Annotated in this window: 15 protein-coding genes; 4 read left to right on the top strand and 11 right to left on the bottom strand. The window is 70.1% G+C overall.

Annotated elements, in window-relative coordinates:
* Nucleotides 1-1120: 1120 nt before the first annotated feature.
* The 8 genes from WBG99_RS16500 to WBG99_RS16535 form a co-directional block, all read right to left on the bottom strand.
* On the bottom strand, nt 1121-2251 hold the full coding sequence (locus WBG99_RS16500; RefSeq protein WP_338897037.1) for a hypothetical protein: 1131 nt from the start codon (nt 2249-2251) through the stop codon (nt 1121-1123).
* Nucleotides 2248-2661: a hypothetical protein gene (locus tag WBG99_RS16505; protein WP_338897038.1), complete on the bottom strand. Its 414-nt coding sequence runs from the start codon at nt 2659-2661 to the stop codon at nt 2248-2250. The genes WBG99_RS16500 and WBG99_RS16505 overlap by 4 nt, the downstream gene beginning before the upstream one ends.
* 53 nt (nt 2662-2714) lie before the next feature.
* Nucleotides 2715-3938, bottom strand: a complete 1224-nt coding sequence (locus tag WBG99_RS16510; RefSeq protein WP_338897039.1) for a hypothetical protein — start codon at nt 3936-3938, stop codon at nt 2715-2717.
* 120 nt (nt 3939-4058) lie between these two features.
* Complete coding sequence (locus WBG99_RS16515) at nt 4059-4970, bottom strand: hypothetical protein (RefSeq protein ID WP_338897040.1); 912 nt, start codon at nt 4968-4970, stop codon at nt 4059-4061.
* 648 nt (nt 4971-5618) lie between these two features.
* On the bottom strand, nt 5619-6701 hold the full coding sequence (locus tag WBG99_RS16520; protein WP_338897041.1) for a MerR family transcriptional regulator: 1083 nt from the start codon (nt 6699-6701) through the stop codon (nt 5619-5621).
* A gap of 195 nt (nt 6702-6896) precedes the next feature.
* The gene (locus WBG99_RS16525; protein WP_338897042.1) at nt 6897-7070 is read right to left on the bottom strand and encodes a hypothetical protein; all 174 of its coding nucleotides are present in this window, start codon (nt 7068-7070) and stop codon (nt 6897-6899) included.
* Nucleotides 7067-7756: a TrkA family potassium uptake protein gene (locus tag WBG99_RS16530; RefSeq protein WP_338897043.1), complete on the bottom strand. Its 690-nt coding sequence runs from the start codon at nt 7754-7756 to the stop codon at nt 7067-7069. Before WBG99_RS16530 ends, WBG99_RS16525 begins: the two co-directional genes overlap by 4 nt.
* The gene (locus tag WBG99_RS16535) at nt 7749-9089 is read right to left on the bottom strand and encodes a potassium transporter TrkG (RefSeq protein WP_338900364.1); all 1341 of its coding nucleotides are present in this window, start codon (nt 9087-9089) and stop codon (nt 7749-7751) included. Before WBG99_RS16535 ends, WBG99_RS16530 begins: the two co-directional genes overlap by 8 nt.
* Nucleotides 9090-9736: 647 nt before the next feature.
* Here WBG99_RS16535 and WBG99_RS16540 point away from each other — a divergent pair.
* The 4 genes from WBG99_RS16540 to WBG99_RS16555 all read left to right on the top strand — a co-directional run bounded on the left by WBG99_RS16540 (nt 9737) and on the right by WBG99_RS16555 (nt 12359).
* Nucleotides 9737-10159: an STAS domain-containing protein gene (locus tag WBG99_RS16540; RefSeq protein WP_338897044.1), complete on the top strand. Its 423-nt coding sequence runs from the start codon at nt 9737-9739 to the stop codon at nt 10157-10159.
* Nucleotides 10156-10827, top strand: a complete 672-nt coding sequence (locus WBG99_RS16545; protein ID WP_338897045.1) for a hypothetical protein — start codon at nt 10156-10158, stop codon at nt 10825-10827. The genes WBG99_RS16540 and WBG99_RS16545 overlap by 4 nt, the downstream gene beginning before the upstream one ends.
* Nucleotides 10817-11563 (top strand): GAF and ANTAR domain-containing protein, encoded by a 747-nt coding sequence (locus WBG99_RS16550; RefSeq protein WP_338897046.1) that lies wholly within the window; start codon nt 10817-10819, stop codon nt 11561-11563. Before WBG99_RS16545 ends, WBG99_RS16550 begins: the two co-directional genes overlap by 11 nt.
* A 79-nt stretch (nt 11564-11642) precedes the next feature.
* Nucleotides 11643-12359 carry a GAF and ANTAR domain-containing protein gene (locus WBG99_RS16555; RefSeq protein WP_338897047.1) on the top strand — a complete coding sequence of 239 codons (717 nt, stop codon included), beginning with the start codon at nt 11643-11645 and terminating at the stop codon, nt 12357-12359.
* Nucleotides 12360-12813: 454 nt separating this feature from the next.
* On the opposite strand, the gene WBG99_RS16560 is transcribed toward WBG99_RS16555, so the two are convergent.
* The 3 genes from WBG99_RS16560 to WBG99_RS16570 all read right to left on the bottom strand — a co-directional run bounded on the left by WBG99_RS16560 (nt 12814) and on the right by WBG99_RS16570 (nt 15893).
* Nucleotides 12814-13944 (bottom strand): HTTM domain-containing protein, encoded by a 1131-nt coding sequence (locus WBG99_RS16560; protein WP_338897048.1) that lies wholly within the window; start codon nt 13942-13944, stop codon nt 12814-12816.
* Nucleotides 13934-14515: a DUF5819 family protein gene (locus tag WBG99_RS16565; protein ID WP_338897049.1), complete on the bottom strand. Its 582-nt coding sequence runs from the start codon at nt 14513-14515 to the stop codon at nt 13934-13936. Before WBG99_RS16565 ends, WBG99_RS16560 begins: the two co-directional genes overlap by 11 nt.
* Before the next feature lie 226 nt (nt 14516-14741).
* Nucleotides 14742-15893, bottom strand: a complete 1152-nt coding sequence (locus WBG99_RS16570; RefSeq protein ID WP_338897050.1) for an ice-binding family protein — start codon at nt 15891-15893, stop codon at nt 14742-14744.
* Nucleotides 15894-16524 lie beyond the last annotated feature (631 nt).

Genomic DNA, 16524 nt, shown 5'->3' on the forward strand with positions numbered 1-16524 from the left:
GGCCACGGACACCGCCGACAGCTCAGCTGCAGGCCGGCGAAACCTTTCCCTCAGGCGCGCGAACGCCCCCGGCCGACAACCAGAGCCCGTTCCACGTGTCCGCGTCGGAGCCAGGTGGGACTGACGCGCTGTTGCCCCTGGGCCCCGCCTCTGCATCACCCCGGTGCACAAGCCCTGCTCCGGGGGCACCCGGAGGGTCCACCAGACCGGTTCCACCACGACACATCGGACGCCGTGTTCGCGTACCCGATCCCACCCGCACTCGGGTCGTGGTCCGGGCAACGAGCGACGTCCCAGCGCGCCGGCGATGCCGCTCACCGCGTCCTCGTCCGTGGCGCGGGTGAACCGCTCCCCGATGCCGACGGTCGAGGCCACCTGGACGGTCGCGTCTCGTCGGCGGTCGCGCCGGCCGGGGCGACGACGTTTCCAGGGTGCTTCGCCGCCCGGCTCACCGTGTGGGAGAGACGGGATGCCGACTCCGCTGATCACGGCGGGCCGGTGACAGCGACGGGGCGCCTGGCGTCGTACCGTCGTCACACGTCCGGCATACGGGGGAGCCCGGGGATCCGGGAGGCACCGGAATCGTCAACCAGGGTCGGGGCGATCACCGGCGGCACGCGCTGCGCTCCGCCTCGGTGAACGGTGGGGATTTCCCTACGGCTTGACAGGAACTTGCGGCCGGACGGTTTTCCACGTCGAGGGGGACGAGCCGCAAACGCGCGACGGGGTGCCGTGTGCGCAGGCGGCTCACAACGGCCGTGCTCGCGTCACCTTGGCACTGCCGGTCAGCCTGGGCGTCGAGCCTGTCCGGCGTGGGTCGGGCAGGCGCTGTCGTGTCTGATCGGCGATTCCGACACCGGCAGGGCCTCGGGCCCTCGCAGAATCCCCCGAGTGGGACATCCGAACCAGCCGGCCAGGCGCAGAGCCCGTTCACACGCGCTTCTGCCCACCGTGCTGCGAAGCCGTGCCCACAGCGTGCCCGGGGGAGCGGACAACCACGGTCAACAGCGGTGCGAACAGGCCCTCGCGCCGATACCGACGCCGGGAATCCATGCAGGTCGGCAATCGCCCGGAAGTCGCGGGCCTTCACGTCCACGGGCCGGCTTTCCGACGAGCGGGGTCACGCTCCCGCGTGTTCACTGCGGGTGAGCTCTCTGCTCCAGTGGGCCAGAGCACGTTCCGCTCCGGGGATGGCCCGGTGGCTGGACGACTTCACACGGAGGGCGTCGACCAGGTCGGACAGCAGGACCGCGGCCTGCTCGGGGGATCCGGCGGCACCGGTCATGACGGCGTGGTTGCGGCGGACGTCGATGCTGAAGTCGTCGAGCGGGCCCAGGAGCTCGGTCGCGTCCCGGGCCAAGTCGGTCAGCACGTGCACCAGTTGCGCCAACCTCGCCGGGTCGGGCACGGGGATGGCGGGTGACGGCTCGGTGAGTTTCTTGAGCCGCTGGGCGAAGGCGCCTCGGGCACGCAGTCCCGCCGGTGTCCGCTGGGTGTCGTAAGCCGGGTTGGCTGCCAGCGCGATGTGGCCCGAGCCGTCGACAGTCTGCTGGTGGGGCGCGGGGTACCCGGTGGGGATGATTCCTGCCCGCGGTGCCGGGGTGGTCGGCAGGACCACCGACAGCCGGTCGTAGAGGGCGGAGAGGCCGAGATGGCGGGGCTCGTCGGGTATGCCCTCGTCGAGGATCCTGAGCAGTTCCCCGGTGAAGCCGGTCAGGGTTCCCTCGGGCGGGAACAGGGCCTTCAGGGTGGGGCCGCACGCGGTGAGCAGGTGGATGCCGTGGCCGTCCGGGCCGAGGGCGCGGCCGGAGAAGCAGCAGTCGAGAATCGTGACCTTGTGTCTCGCCGACGACTCCCTCATCAGGCTGGCGACTTCGGTGAACGGCAGGGCCGGGCTCGGGTCGCCCCCGCCGCCGTCCTGGCTGGAGGGGGTGAGGGCCAGGCAGAGACGGTCGTTCCGGCCGAGCAGTCCGTGGCCGCAGTAGGAGAAGAGCAGCAGGTCGACGTCCGGTTCCCGGACCATACGGCGCAGGGGGTCCAGCACCTGACGTGCGTCGGCAGGATCCAGGACCACCGTGGTTCGGCGCGCGTCGAACACCCCCTGGTCGCCGCTGAGGGCGGCCCCGAGGGCTCGGGCCGCGGTCACGGCCTGGGGTATGCAGGACAGGGAGCTGGGGCGGACGTGCCGACCGGTGCCGACGAACAGCGCGCACGCGGCGGCGGAGGCGGGGCGCCACACGGCCCAGGTCATCCATCCGCTCCGGGCGGGGCGACGGCGAAGGCGGACAGTTGGGCCATGACCGCGGGCAGTTGGTCCTCGTGGTCGACCGCGCCACTGACCCGGGTGCCGTCGGGCCGCACCACCTCGAACTCGATCCGCCGGTGGGTCGGCCGCCGTTGCTGCAGCCAGAGGAAGAAGGCGTTGGTGACCGCGGCGATCACCGCCGCGGAGGCGTTGATGATGTCCACGGCGACGGCGACGTCGCCCTGCTCGCCGGGGGCGGGCGGCTGGGTGCGCAGGCTCGCCCTGCCGCCCAGCTGGTCCGTGGCGTTGATCCACTCCGCCAGGTCCCGGTTCAGGGCGTCGACTTGGGCCTGCGTTCCGGGGAAGGCGAAGGTCAGTGCGTTCCCCGGCGGCTGGGACGCGGGTGCTTCGGTCATGTCCAGTGGCTCCTGTTCGTCGGTCGGATCGTTGCGGGACCGGGGTTCGGCGGTCAGACGCCGGAGCCGAAGTCGGTCCAGCCGGCTTCGGTGTTGCCGGCGGGTGCTCCGTGGCTGGGCATGTGCGTCATGCCTGGCCGCAGCGCGAAGAGTTCGGGCTCGCCGGGCTCCTCGTGGGGCAGGCGGAAGACGGTGGCCGCCTCGTCGGCGTCCACGAGGTCGGCGAGGGCCGTCACCGTTCCCGGATCGCTCAGCCACAGTTGCCCCACGGACGAAGTCCGCAGGAACGGGGGGACCTCCTGCCAGTAGGCCTCCGGCTGCCAGTCCCGGTTGACGCCCAGCAGGTTGCCGCAGGCCACTCGGTGTTCCTCCCAGCCCTGCGGGCGGACGACGACCGCCCCGGAGCTCGTCGGCGCGACGGTGTGGCTGATGAGACCGGTCAGGACGTCGGACACCGGGGCCTCGCCCTCGACGGCGACCGAGACCCGCGCCCGGTGCAGCCGCCCGGTGTAACGTCGCGAGGCCGCGTCGTACAGACCGTGTGCCTCCCGGGCGAAGGGGTCGCCCGGCACGGGACTCCCGTACAAGGGGTCGGGTGGTCCCGGCGCCGCGAGGGTCCCGAACACCTGCGCTCTCATCGTCAGGCCCTCGGTGAGTCCGGGCGGAGCGGAGCACGGTTCGAGGCACACGCTGACCACCGTCCGCCGCGGCTCCGCGGCCAGCTGGGTCCATATCCGGTTCCAGGAAGGCTCACGGGCGTCGAATCGGGAGATCGCGGTCGCGACGCGTTCCGCTCCCCAGAGGCGGGTCAATGTCCGGCAGGTGATGCGTTTGCGGATCTCGGCGATCGCGCCCCACCCCGGTACGAACGGGGCGAGCAGACGCGCGATCTCCGCGGTGTCGTCGATCCGGGTTCCCGTCACGTGCGCCGGGAACCGCGCCAGGGTGGGAAGCGCGTCCCGCGCGGCCCGCACCGCGGCTGCCGGGTCGGCGCCGTACACCTGGGCGATGACGACGGTTTCGATCCGTCCGCTCACCGGATCGCTGATGAACCGCAGATCCCAGCGGGCCGTGGTGCGATCCGTCCAGAGAGCCGCGAGCCAGGTCCGCTCGGCGGCGACCCGGTCGGCTCTGCGCCGGGCTTCGGAGAACTCCGGGTAGAGGCCCCCGGGCAGCGGGACGGGACTCAGCGAGAAGGCGACGTAGGCCCAGCTCTCCCCGCTGGGGGCACCGCGCAGCAGAATGCCCTGCGCGTCCTCCGGAGCGGCTTCGGCCATCTGCTCTTCCCTTCCCGGTCCCACCAGGCCCGTCGGCCCTCCCGGGCCCTCCCGTTCCCTCCATGACCGGCCGCCGGCTCGCACCGCGTGTGGCGGTGCGAGCCGGCGAACCGGGGCGCATCACGTCCCGGGGTGCACACCGCCCGCCTGGGGGCCGCCCGTCGGCGGACCCGCCGACGGGATGCCCGTGGGCGGACCCCAGGCGGGCGGCGTGGGGTTGAGGCCCGGCGTCGGCGCGGACCTCGCGTGGTCGGCCCGCACCGGCGGCAGTCCTTGTGGGAAGCCGTAGGTGACGGGCACCACGACCTGGTCCACCGCCGTGGCCAGTCCCTCCCGGCACGCCGCGTGCACCGCCTCCCGCATGGCCCTCACGCCCTCGGTCCGCATCATGATCCGCTCGGGGCTCAGGCGGCCCATGACTGACGCGATCAGGTCGGACACGAACCCGCCGATCAGGGCGTACCCGCGGCGCGAGCGCCACATCTGCCACCCCAGGTAGAGGCTCGTACCGTACGAGAAGACCGAGACGTAGACCTGGCACCGGCCCTCCGAGAGCACCAGGCGACTGCGGACCTGATCCCGGCCCAGTCCGGTGGCGATGACCCGTTCAGCGCGGTCGACGGGGATATGGCGACGCGCGAGCGTACCCCTGATGGAGACGTACGCCGAGTCGAGAGATCCGCTCCGGTCCGCCAGCAGGACCCGCCATTCGGCGATCGGTTCGACCAGGCGCATCCCGAGCAGAGTCACCCAGAAGGCGATGCCCGAGGCGATGTACGCCAGCCCGGCCATGACGGCGAATCCCTCGGCACTGCCTCCGGCAAGGAGGATGAGCCCGAAGAAGAAGAGCGGCAGGAACGCCAGGAACGAGGCGAGGAGGGCGTAGACGAACAGCTGGAGCAGCTGCCGCCAGCTGACCGAGTCGTCGAGATGGGTCTCCACCGGCATGTGCAGCAGATTCTTGTCGAGGTACGCGGCGTTGGCGTCACCTCCTCTCCATCCCGGCAGGCTCGTGTATCCGTTGTCGTTCACATGTCCCCCTGGGCGGTCCCGGATCCGAGGTAACAAGAGTTACCCACCGTAGAGGGATGGTCACACGCCTCCAAAGGTCTCGAACCCGCGACAACCCAACTCCACGGAACGAGTGCGGTCTTGGGCGGGAAGCGTCTAAAGTGGCTTGCTGACGGCCCGGCTCAGCAGGCCCGCGGCCCGCCACCAGCGGGCGGTCCCGTATCGAGCAGTGGGTAGCGAGTTGCCGGCTGTGCCGCGCGAGACGCACGGGCGCCGCTCAGGCCTTCTTCGCCGGTGCAACGCGGTCTCGCGTACGGCCCACGGCCCTGCATCCCATACGTCTCTCGACCGGCACGACGGTGCCACCAGTATCGCGGACCCGAAGACGGACATGGCCGAGCTCACACGGCTGCCGGCCTGAGACAGCCACGAAGGCCAGTCCCCCCGGATCCTCCACCTGGGCGCCCGCCCGGACGGCGCGGCCGGCGCGTGCCTGTCGTCCCTGTCGGGCAGCTTCAACCCCTCGACTTGAGCCCCTCGACGACGCGGCTGGGTCCTCGCATTCCGGACGCGGATCAGCCGAATCGCCGAGCTGCGCACCCACGACAGCAGCGGCTTGAGCCCGGCCTCAAGTCGGCCGTCAACGGCGACCGGGCGCCCGTCCAGTGGTCAGTTCTCCAGTCGCACAGGCATCAGCATCGAAAAGGTGTCCTCGGTGTCGGGCCGGCGGATCGCCAGGGGCGCCGTAGGGGTGCCGAACTCCAGGATCAGCTGGTCCCGGGCTCCGGCGGCGAGGGCATGCAACAGGAACTCGCGGTTGACGGCCACGTGGTCCTGGTCGTCGTCACCGTCTTCGCAGACGGTCACCACGCCGTCGGCCGCCACCTTGAGCACGCTGAGGTCACAGGAAACGCCATCCTGCTCGCGCACCTCGCCTGCACGGACGGGGCCGGTTTCCACCGCCTCCCGGAATGCCGTGACATCGATGAGGGCGCGGTGCCCTGCCGGCAGGCGGACGAGGCGACGGTAATCGGGGAAGTCGTGATCGAGGCACTGGCCCGCCGCCTGACGGTCCCCCGTCTCCAAGGCCACGCGGTCACCGTCCACAGTGAGCTGGACGGATGCGTCGTCGCTCAACAGCGCCCGCATCGCGTCGGCGAGCGGGGACGGAACGATGACCTGCACACGGGGTCCGCCGTGCCCGGTGGTACCGGCTTGTGCGACAGCCATCCGGTACCGGTCGGTGGCCACGACATGGAGCGCCTCACCCTCGATGTCGAACAGGACACCGCCGAGCATCGGCAGCGCCGGGTCGGCACTGGCGGCGAAGCGGACCGCGTCCAACGCGGCGGCCAGCTCAGGCGCGGAGACAGCCAGCCGGACGGTGGCGGTGCGGAGCATGGTCATGGGATTCTCCCTGCGTTCGAGTAGCGCTCGGAGCGTGGAGAACTCACCGCGGGCATCGGACAGCCCCAGTTCAAGACGGCGCAGATGTGCCTGAAGCAGCTTCCGCACCAGGTCGGTGTCCGCACTGGACCAGCCGGCCAGTACCAGCCGGATGTCCGCCAACGGCATACCCGCCCGGCGCAGCCGGGCCAACAACCGGGACTCTTCAAGCTGCTCGGGGCCGTACCAGCGATAGCCACTCACCGGATCCACCCAGGCCGGGACCAGCACGCCGGCACGGTCGTAGAACCGCAGGGCGCTCACGCTCAGGCCACTGTCCCCGGCCATCTCACCAATACTGCGCATCTCGCTCTCCACATCCGGAACTCTGAGCCCTCCACCAAGTCGAGGGTCAACAGCCGACCGACTCGAACGCCGAACACCGTGCGGGCGCAGAAGCAAGACCGGCCGACGGAGGTCGAACGGGACAAACGGTTCGTGCCGAGCACGGCACCCGGTTCGTGCGCGCCCCGCTGCTTCAGAAGGAGGCCACCAGACCCATCACGCCAGGAGCATGCGCCAGCGGTCGGCCGACTCCATCATGTCCTCGATGACTCGCTCCAGGAACGTCCCCACCCTGGCCGGCCGCTGCCCCACGGGTGTGTCCAGCCCGAGCGTCTCGGCCGCCGCCATCGCGGCCTGCGCCGACTCGGGCGTCTGCCGCGAGCTGATCACTGAAGTTCGCTGAAGCGTTCGGTTGCCCGGGTGCGTCCGGCGACGATGATGGTGTCGTCCGCTTCCACGACGGTTTCGGCGGTGGCGTAGGTGAAGCCTTCGCCGGGGCGTTTGATGGCGACGACGGTGATGCCGTGGCGGGAGCGGACGGCGCTGCTGGACAGGGGGAGGCCGATGATGTCGGCGGGCGGGTTGGTTTTGACCATGGCGAAGTCGTCCTCGAATTCGATGTAGTCGAGCATGCGGCCCCGTACGAGGTGGGCGACGCGCTGGCCCATGTCGTGCTCGGGGTAGACGACGTGGGGGACGCCCAGCTGGGTGAGGATGCGGCCGTGGGCTTCGCTGATGGCCTTGGCCCAGACGTTCTCGATGCCGAAGGAGATCAGCAGCGAGGCGGTGAGGATGCTGGCTTCGAGGTCGGTCCCGATGGCGACGACGGCGCGGTCGAACTCGTGGACACCCAGCTGGCGCAGGGCGTCCTCCTTGGTGGAGTCGGCCCGCACGGCGTGGGTGAGGGAGCCGGAGAGGGCCTGGACGACTTCGGCGTTCTCGTCGATGCCGAGCACTTCGGTGTCCTCGTCGACGAGTTCCAGGGCCAGGGCGCGGCCGAAGCGGCCCAGGCCGATGACGACGACGGAGCCCTGCGGGGCCGTGCGCCGTTTCCTGGGGGTGGTCTTCCTAGCCAATGACGGGTCGCTCCTCGGGAAGGTCGTACAGGCGGACGCGGGCGCGCAGGGCGAGCGCGGAGGCGACGGTGATGGGGCCGAGCCGGCCGATGAACATCAACGCGATCAGCAGCAGCTGCAGACCGGGGTGCAGGTCGGCGGTGATGCCGGTGGACAGGCCGACGGTGGCGAAGGCGGACGTGACCTCGAACAGCGACTGGTCCAGGCTGTGGTCGGAGAAGACCATGAAGGCCACGGTGGTGATGGCGACGGCGGCCACGGACAGCAGCACCACGGTCAGGGCCTGACGCTGGAGGTCGCCGTGCAGACGGCGGTGGAAGATGTTGACCGCGCCCTCACCGCGGATCTCGGCGTATATGACGAAGAACAGCACGGCGAAGGTGGTGACCTTGATACCGCCGGCGGTGCCGGCGCTGGCCCCGCCGACGAACATCAGCACGTCCGTGCCCAGCCAGCTCGCGGGGTTCATCTGGGATGTGTCGATGCTGTTGAACCCGGCGGTGCGCGGCATGACGCCCTGGAAGAACCCGGCCAGCAGTTTCCCCGGTGTGTCCAGGGGGCCCAGGGTGGCGGGGTTGGACCATTCGATCGCGGTGATGAAGGCGCTGCCTCCGAGAAGGAAGATCCCGGTGGCCCACAGCACGATCTTGGTGTGCAGGGACCAGCCGCGCGGCTTGCGGAACCGGCGGCGCAGCTCGAACAGCACGGGGAAGCCCAGTCCGCCCGCGATGACCGCCAGCGCGACGGGCAGGCAGATCCACGGATCGGTGACGAAGCCCATCAGGCTGTCCGAGTAGAGGGCGAATCCGGCGTTGTTGAACGCGGAGATGGCGTGGAAGACGCCCAGCCACAGCGCGCGCGGCCAGGACTCGTCGTAGGCGGTGGCGAACCGCACGGCCAGCACCAGCGCGGTGACCGCCTCCAGCAGCAGGCTGACCTTGACCACACCGGTCACGACCGCGCGGACATCGCCCAGCCCCAGGGTCTTGGTCTCCGCGGCGGCCGTCATGCGCGCCTTCAGGCCGATGCGGTGGGAGACCAGCAGGACCAGCAGGGAGGCGAAGGTCATGATGCCGAAGCCGCCGACCTGGATGAGCGCCAGGATCACCGCCTGCCCGAAGCCGCTCCAGTAGCCGGGGGTGTCCACCACGACCAGACCGGTCACACACACCGCGGAGGTGGAAGTGAACAGCGCCTCCAGCACGCCGGCACCGCCCGGTCCCGTCTTGGCCACCGGCAGCATCAGCAGACCGGTCCCGATCGCGATCGCCGTGGCGAAACCCGCCACGACCACCTGCGCCGGATGCCGAAGACGCGGCCACCGCCGCGTCACCACAACAAGCCCTCCGCCCAGCGGACAGGCACCACGATTGTTCGCACCCGGAGACGATAGACGCCTTTCACACCGTTCTCGGCGTCAGGCCCTGCCCCCCATGCGCGCGCAGCTCCAGAGCTGCGGCAAACGCCGTCGACACCATGGCACCCAGGCGAGTTCGGGGCTCATCCGGACCGGGCTTCCGCAGAGTTGGACTGTGCGGCTCCGTCATGCGGGCCACCGCCTCGGGCGGCGCGGGGAGTGCTGCGCACGGGCGGCCGTCGGCCATCGTGCCGCACGTCCGAGTACCGCGCAGTGCCTCGGATACGGGCGCGTACCGTACTCGGAACGTCCACATCCTGAGATCGACAGCTCCGAACCACCCACATCGGGCTACGCGAGGACTAAACTGCCTACAGACGTCCCAGACCCCGGCGGCACGCTGTTGCTGAACGCAGATGGCTGCGGGGTGCGGACGCTTCGTCTGCCACCCGGCGCCTCCCTGGAGGGAACCGGGTGGGTCCTCTGTCCTGCTGCGCAGGCTGTCGGACCGGCCGTGGCTCTGCCTCCGCCGAACATACGCCCCTGCCGGGAGCGCGCCCCGGGGAGCCGGGACTCCGACACCACGGCGCCCGCTGCCGGAAGGTCTTCCGAACCGAGGCATCATGCCCCTGCCACAGCTCACCGTCTACCGCCACGACCGCGGGACACGGGCTCTGATCACCCTGGCCGGTGAGATCGACGTCGAATCCGCGCCGTTGGTGCGCGTGTCCCTGGCGCGGTGCCTGCGGGACGGTATCCGCGCCATCGACGTCGACCTCACCCCCGTCGCCTTCTGCGACTGCAGCGGACTCAACGCGTTCCTCCACGCCGCACAACAGACCATCGAGATCGGCGGGACCCTGCGCCTGCACCACCCGCCGGCGACGCTGGCTCGGATTCTCGACATCGCCGGCTGCGGGTTCCTCCTCCTCGGCCTTCCGTACGACCTGCCACCTCCTGTCGAAGACACCCCGGCCACACCCGCTCCAGCCCCGCCGCACGGGTCGGTCCAGTGGGTGCCCGTTCTCTCGGGTGATGTGCGATGACGGCCGAAGCCGGACGGGGACAGTCACGGAAGCCGGGGGACGGCGCGCCCTCCGCCATGGCTCCGGTGCGGTTGCGTCGGCTGAACCGCTGGCTGGTGGAGGGCATGCGTGAGGACCTGGCGGATCTGTATGTGGAGTCCCGCGTAACGGCGCCGGGTGACGGGTACCGCCGTCCCGACCGCCGGCACTTCCTGGACCGTCTCACCACGGACATGCGCCGGCCGGGATTCGGCGTGGTGATCGCCGAGAGGGACGGACTGGTGGGATGCGCCTTCGGATTCCCGGTACGCGGCGACGGTTCCTGGTGGTTCGGCTTCGACGGAGCGTTGCCGCGCGGCGTCGGGCAACTCACGGTGTCCGGCGGCGTCTTCGCGTTCGGTGACATCCTGATCCGGCCGCACCCGCAGGACCGGGGCCTCGCCCGTCGTCTGCAGAAGCGGCTGCTGACCGACCACCAGGCATCACTCGGCGCCACGTTGGTGGACCGGGCCGATCGTGCGACCTCCGCCGAGCTCCGCTCCTGGGGGTGGCTGGACATCGGAGCTCTTCGCAGGTTACTGGGCACCACCACGTTCCGCGCGCTGGTTCTTCCCGTCGGGGAACGCACCACGGCGAGACTGGAGGGCATTAACGCGATGCCTGGAGGCGGTGGCCCGGGTGGGCCCTGACAGCCGGTCGACCCGCATTCGGATGCTGGTGGCCGAGCAGGCGGCCCGACGAGGTGCCCGGGTCGGTGTGGTGGACGTGTGCACCGCGGCCGTGGCCGCGCTGCCGGTCTGCGGGGCCGGGCTGTCGGCCATGTCCAAGGGCGCGCCGAGCCACCCGCTGTGCAGCACCGACGACGTCAGCGAGCAGTTGGAAGAGCTCCAGCTCACGCTGGGCGAGGGGCCCTGTGTGGACGCCTTCCTGCATGGCTCGGCCGTCCTGGTACCCGATCTGCTCGCCCGTGACGAGCAGGACCGTTGGATGGTGTTCGCCGAGGCGGCCCTGGAAGCCGGGGCGCGCGCGGTGTTCGCGCTCCCTCTGCAGATGGGGGCGATCAGCGCGGGAGTTCTGGACCTGTACGCCCACGTTCCGGTCCGGTTGAACGCGGCTGAACTGGCAGACGCGTTGGCGTTCGCCGATCTCGCGACTCTGGTGCTGCTCGACGCGCGCATCGACGAGACGGGCGGGCCGCGCGGTGAGCCCGTCGAGGACCTGGGCGCGTACCGGGCGGAGATCGACCAGGCCGGCGGCATCCTGACCGTCCAGCTCGGCGTCGGCATCGAAGAAGCCACCGTCCGGCTTCGTGCCTACGCCTATGCGCAGGGACGCCGACTCGCCGACGTGGCCGCGGACGTGGTGGCCCGTCGGCTCCGTTTCCCAACGGACGCGGAGACGGACCAGCCCGATGAGGAAACCTGACCGATCGGTGCCGACCGCGCAGCGTCCCGTACTTCCCGCCCCTTCGGGCAGGGACTAGTCTCAATCGAGGGTGCCCACGATGGATCAACAGCTTCTGGCCAAGACCTTCGTCGAGCTGGCCGACAACCTGGTCGCCGACTTCGACCTCATCGACTTCCTGCGCCTGCTGACCGACCGCTGCGTCGGCATGCTCGACGCGAGCGCCGCCGGGGTGCTGCTCGCCGACCGGGACGGCAGACTCCGCGTCATGGCCGCCTCCGACGAACAGGTGCGCCTGCTGGAGCTCTTCCAGCTCCAGAACGACGAAGGCCCCTGCCTCGACTGCTTCCGCACCGGCGCACCGGTGATCATCCACGACCTGACCCGGGAGGTCGATCGCTGGCCACGCTTCGTCACCGCGGCACACCGCAGCGGATTCGGGGCCGTCCAGGCCCTGCCCATGCGCCTGCGGGACGAGACCGTGGGCGCCCTGAACCTCTTCCGCGCCGCGCCCGGCCCCTTCGACCCGCCCGCCACGCTCATCGCTCAGGCGCTGGCCGACGTCGCCACCATCAGCCTGCTGCAACAACGCACCGCCCACCGCGGCACGGTGCTCAACGAACAGCTGCAGACGGCGCTGAACAGCCGGGTGCTGATCGAACAGGCCAAGGGGAAGCTCGCCGAGCGCCAGGGCATCGACATGGAGCAGGCGTTCAGCGCGCTGCGCGGCTACGCCCGCGCCCACAACCGGCGCCTGGCCGACGTGGCCCGCGCCTTCATCGACGACTCCGAACCCCTCGCCGGCCTGGGGTCTTGACCCACGCCCCGACTCTGCTGCGCAATTCTGAGGCGGCTCCGATGCGCGGACCGCGACCTGCGACTACGCGGTGGCCGTCGCGGCTCTTCCTGCCGGTCCCTGCCGCCCGGCCGAATTACGCAGCAGAGTCCGCCTGGGCGAAAGACCGCTACCGCTCTGCGCCGTCCTCGATCAGACGGCGGTCGCAAGGCCGCCTGCCCGATTCCGGCCGATCATGACGAACGTAGAGACAACGTGGAGGCGAAGATCGCCTCCAGGGACACGACGTGCGTCAACGTGGGCCAGGAGCCGGCCTCGACGAACAGTGTCCGGAGCACGACGCCCGACCCGGCCGGCTCCCGGACCGTCCCGCTCGGCGTCGCGGTGCCGCGACACCGCCACCCGCGCGGGCGCAGCGGTGGCCGCCGCGGGTGCAGCCGCGGCGGCAGGTGATCCACTCCACGTCGCCCGGCCTTCACCGGCTCGCCGGTACAGCCTGTGGCGGCACGAGAGCCGGTTCCCCCTGAGGTGGCGCCTCAGCCTCCCTGGCGTGTGTCCAACGTCCGGTGCGCCGCCACAGCTGCCCCAGCGACCGGTAGAAGCGGTCCGGCACGAACACGGCGTCCGCGATGATCATCGCACCGGAGAAGAGGGGCAGCCCCATGAGGACGGCGATGCCCAGGTGCATGCCCAGCAGCATGGTCAGGACCGGGTACTTGAGCCGTCCGAACAGGACGAACGGGAAGGCGACCTGCAGGAGCACGGTCAGGTAGCAGGCGATGGCGGTCAGTACCTCGTGCTCGGCCGCCGCGAGGGAGAGTGCGGGCCAGGGCCGGAACAGGTCGAGGTTCAGGACGTAGTGCAGGGCGGTGCCGTTGCCCCAGGTGGCGCCCTGCACCTTGTAGAGGCCCGCGGCCCCGTAGAGGAAGCAGACCTGGGCCGCGATGACGAACATGCCGCAGTTGTGGAGTACGGCCGTCAAGGTCCGGCGAGAGGTGCCTGGTTGACGCCGGAGCTCGCCTGCTACCGAGCCTGCCCAGGTACTTTCCCCCTTTTCCACGGAGGCTTGGCGACGGGCTCTGCGCGCATCCAGGGACCAGCGCCGGCCGCACGCGGTGAGGACGAGGTAGACGGCCATCAGGAGGATGAGGTTGTCCCCTCCGTCGGTCATGAAGATCGCCCTGGCGTGGAACGACGCCACCACGACCGCGAACAGGACGGACACCACTCGGGTCCGCCAGCCCAGCATGAACAACGCGGACGTGACGAGAGCTGCCGCGTAACAGACCTCGAAGTACACCCGGCTGTCGGACAGGGTGAGGATGCTGACCCAGCCCGTCTGGCCGAACAGCTGCCTCGCCAGCTCGGGCGTCCACGGTGAACCAGGACCCCAGATCTCGTCGCGGTGCGGAAACTCGCGCAGCAGGAAGACGAGATAGAGCAGCCCGTACCCGATCCGCAGGACGGCCGCGGCGTACAGCGAGACCGGCCGCTCGGTCAGGACGGTGAGCAGCGCGCCGATCTGCTCCGTCACACGGCGCGACGTGCCTGCGTCCGCCGGCTCGGGAGCACCCCGGTACCGTGTCCGTGCCTGCTCAGTTTCCATGGGAGGCCACCTTCCACCAGGGCAGATACCGCGTTTGGGCAGCCTTCCGCACCGCGGCGGACGCGTCGGGGCCACTCGCCGCGGCAGGGCGGGCGATGGGCACGGTGATCACCCGCAGCTGGACGGACTCGAAGGTGCCGCCGCGGTGGTCGGCGATGCGATCCGCCGCGATGTTGGTCAGGTACCGCTGCGCCATCAGCGCCCGCTCCGAGTGAGGCTGGTCGTCGCCGCCATGGGTTTCGAGGTAGGAGCTCCATGCCCGCCGCAGCATGTTCTGCGCCGTATGGCTCGGGAAGGCGTTGTGCTTCACCGCCGAGTCGTCGACGGCCGTCAGATCGAACCAGCCGCTCACCTGCTCGGTGCCGTCCGGGGCGGTGTGCAGGGTCCTCGCCGAGATCTGCCGGTTGACCGACTCCGGATCCGGTGCGAAGAGTCTCCAGTTCTGCTCGAACAAGGGGAAGATCCACGCACTGACCTGCCGGCTGTACTGCTGGGAGAGAGGGTTGGGGGGCGCCACGTGCAGGAACACGAGGAGGACGTGGACCAGGGCCGTCGCCAGACACAGGACCACGGCGGCGCTCGTCCCCGCCCTCAGGATCAGGAGGACGGGCCGAGGCTGCGAAGGGTCTTGGAGCGCGGGGGTCTCCCCTCCCGGGTCCCTCTCCCTTGTCGGCTCGGGCCCAACGAGCCCTTCCCTCCTGGCTTGTCTCACTGCTTCTCCTGTGATGTCGACGGTGGCGCGCGACGGAGTTGCCCCGATCCGGCGCGCGCCACTGGTCCCGGTTGCTCACGTGGAGCTAGTACTTCTCGTGGTGATCCTCGTGACCGCTGCCGTAGCCCTCGGGCTTCCCACCGTGGCCGTGACCACCGGGCTTCCCACCGTGGCCGTGACCACCGGGCTTCCCACCGTGGCCGTGACCACCGGGCTTCCCACCGTGATCGTGGCCGTTTCCACCGATCGCGCCACCGGTCACGCCACCGGTCGTGCCACCGGTCGTGCCACCGGTCGTGCCGCCTGTGGTTCCACCGGTCGTCAGGACGCCACCGAGAAGGCCGCCCAGGAGACCACCGGTACCACCACCCGTCGGCACGCCGCCGATGACGCCGACCGTGGTGCCCCCTGTGGTCTCACCGGTCGTAGCACCGGCGACCACACCGCCCGTGACCAGACCACCGGTCGTGCCATTGGTCGTGCCACCCGTGGTGTCGGCGGCACACGTACCCCGGTTGATCGTGTTGGTGTCAAGCGTCACGGCGCCGGTGCGGGCCAGCGCGCGGCCGTCGATGGTCGCTTCCGTGGTGACACTGATCGAGGTCATGGCCATGATGGTGCCCACGAAGGTGGAGTCGGTACCGAGCGTGGCCGAACTGCCGACCTGCCAGTACACGTTGCACGGCGAGGCACCGTTGATGAGGCTCACCTCGCTGCCGGTCGCCGTCGTCAGACCCGAACCGACCTGGAACACCCAGACGGCGTTGGGGTCGCCCTGGGCGTCCAGGGTGAGGGTGCCGGTGAGACCGAGAGTGGAGGACGCGGTGTAGACGCCCGGTACCAGCGTCAGGCCACCGGCGTCCGGGGGAAGCGCGGCATCGGTGGCCTGCCCGGCCGCGTTGTCGTACGCCGCGGCCAAATCGGTCTTGGCCTGCTCCGCGACCGAGTCCGCGGAGTGCTGGGTGCCGAGCACCAGGCCCGGCGGGAAGCCGGAGATGGCCGTCCCCGGGTGCACTCCGAGATCCCCGGTGATCACCGAGGGACCGGTGTTGGTGACCGCGGAACCGGCCAGTACCGCGAAGCTGGCCGCCGTGCCCAGGGGCACGGGTGTGGCAATGGCGTTTGCCCGTGTCGGCGTCATCGCGAGGACGACAGCGGCGATCACGACGGCGGTTACCGCCGAGATCCAGACCGACATGGTTCGTCGTAGAGGTGCGTCAGGGATATTCAGCGTCATAGAGGGGCCAACTCCTTGGTACGGGTGGTCTTGGCGGTTCCCGGTCGTGCAGAATCATCTGTTTCTGGCGTTGGCATATTACTGAGGAGTGTGCCGGTCGACGTTTTCCGCGCACCGCTTCCCTGGAATCGACGAATGGACCGCGAAATACATAGGGATAATTAATAGGCCAGGTGGTCCTGAAATCAGAAGTATCGCCGGAGACGACATTCCGACACGGTCGGCGGAACGGAGGACCACCGCCGGAAGATCGCACGCTCCCATGGAGGGCGGCCACTCCTCCCAGTGACACCCGAGGCGGGGTGACTTCATGATCTTGATATTCGCGACGAGGATCCGGCCCACCGCCTGGGCTTATCCGATGGGCGAGGACCTGATCACCGCTATCCGGCCACGGGCGACACACCCAGCACGGGCCAACCGGCACACCATGGCATCCGGTGCGTGGCAGGCCGCGGGAAGAGCGTTTTCGAGGCGTCGCCCGGGACATGTCCGAGATACGCCGTCCGCAGTACCATTGACCGTGGGTTGGTTCACTCTCACGTGCAACCGCCCGAAAGGGCGACTCCGGCGTGTTTGCGCCGGAGTCGTTGTCGCCGCCGTCGGCGATACAGGGAAATGATCGCCTGCC

Source organism: Streptomyces sp. TG1A-60 (assembly GCF_037201975.1).
Taxonomy (GTDB): domain Bacteria; phylum Actinomycetota; class Actinomycetes; order Streptomycetales; family Streptomycetaceae; genus Streptomyces.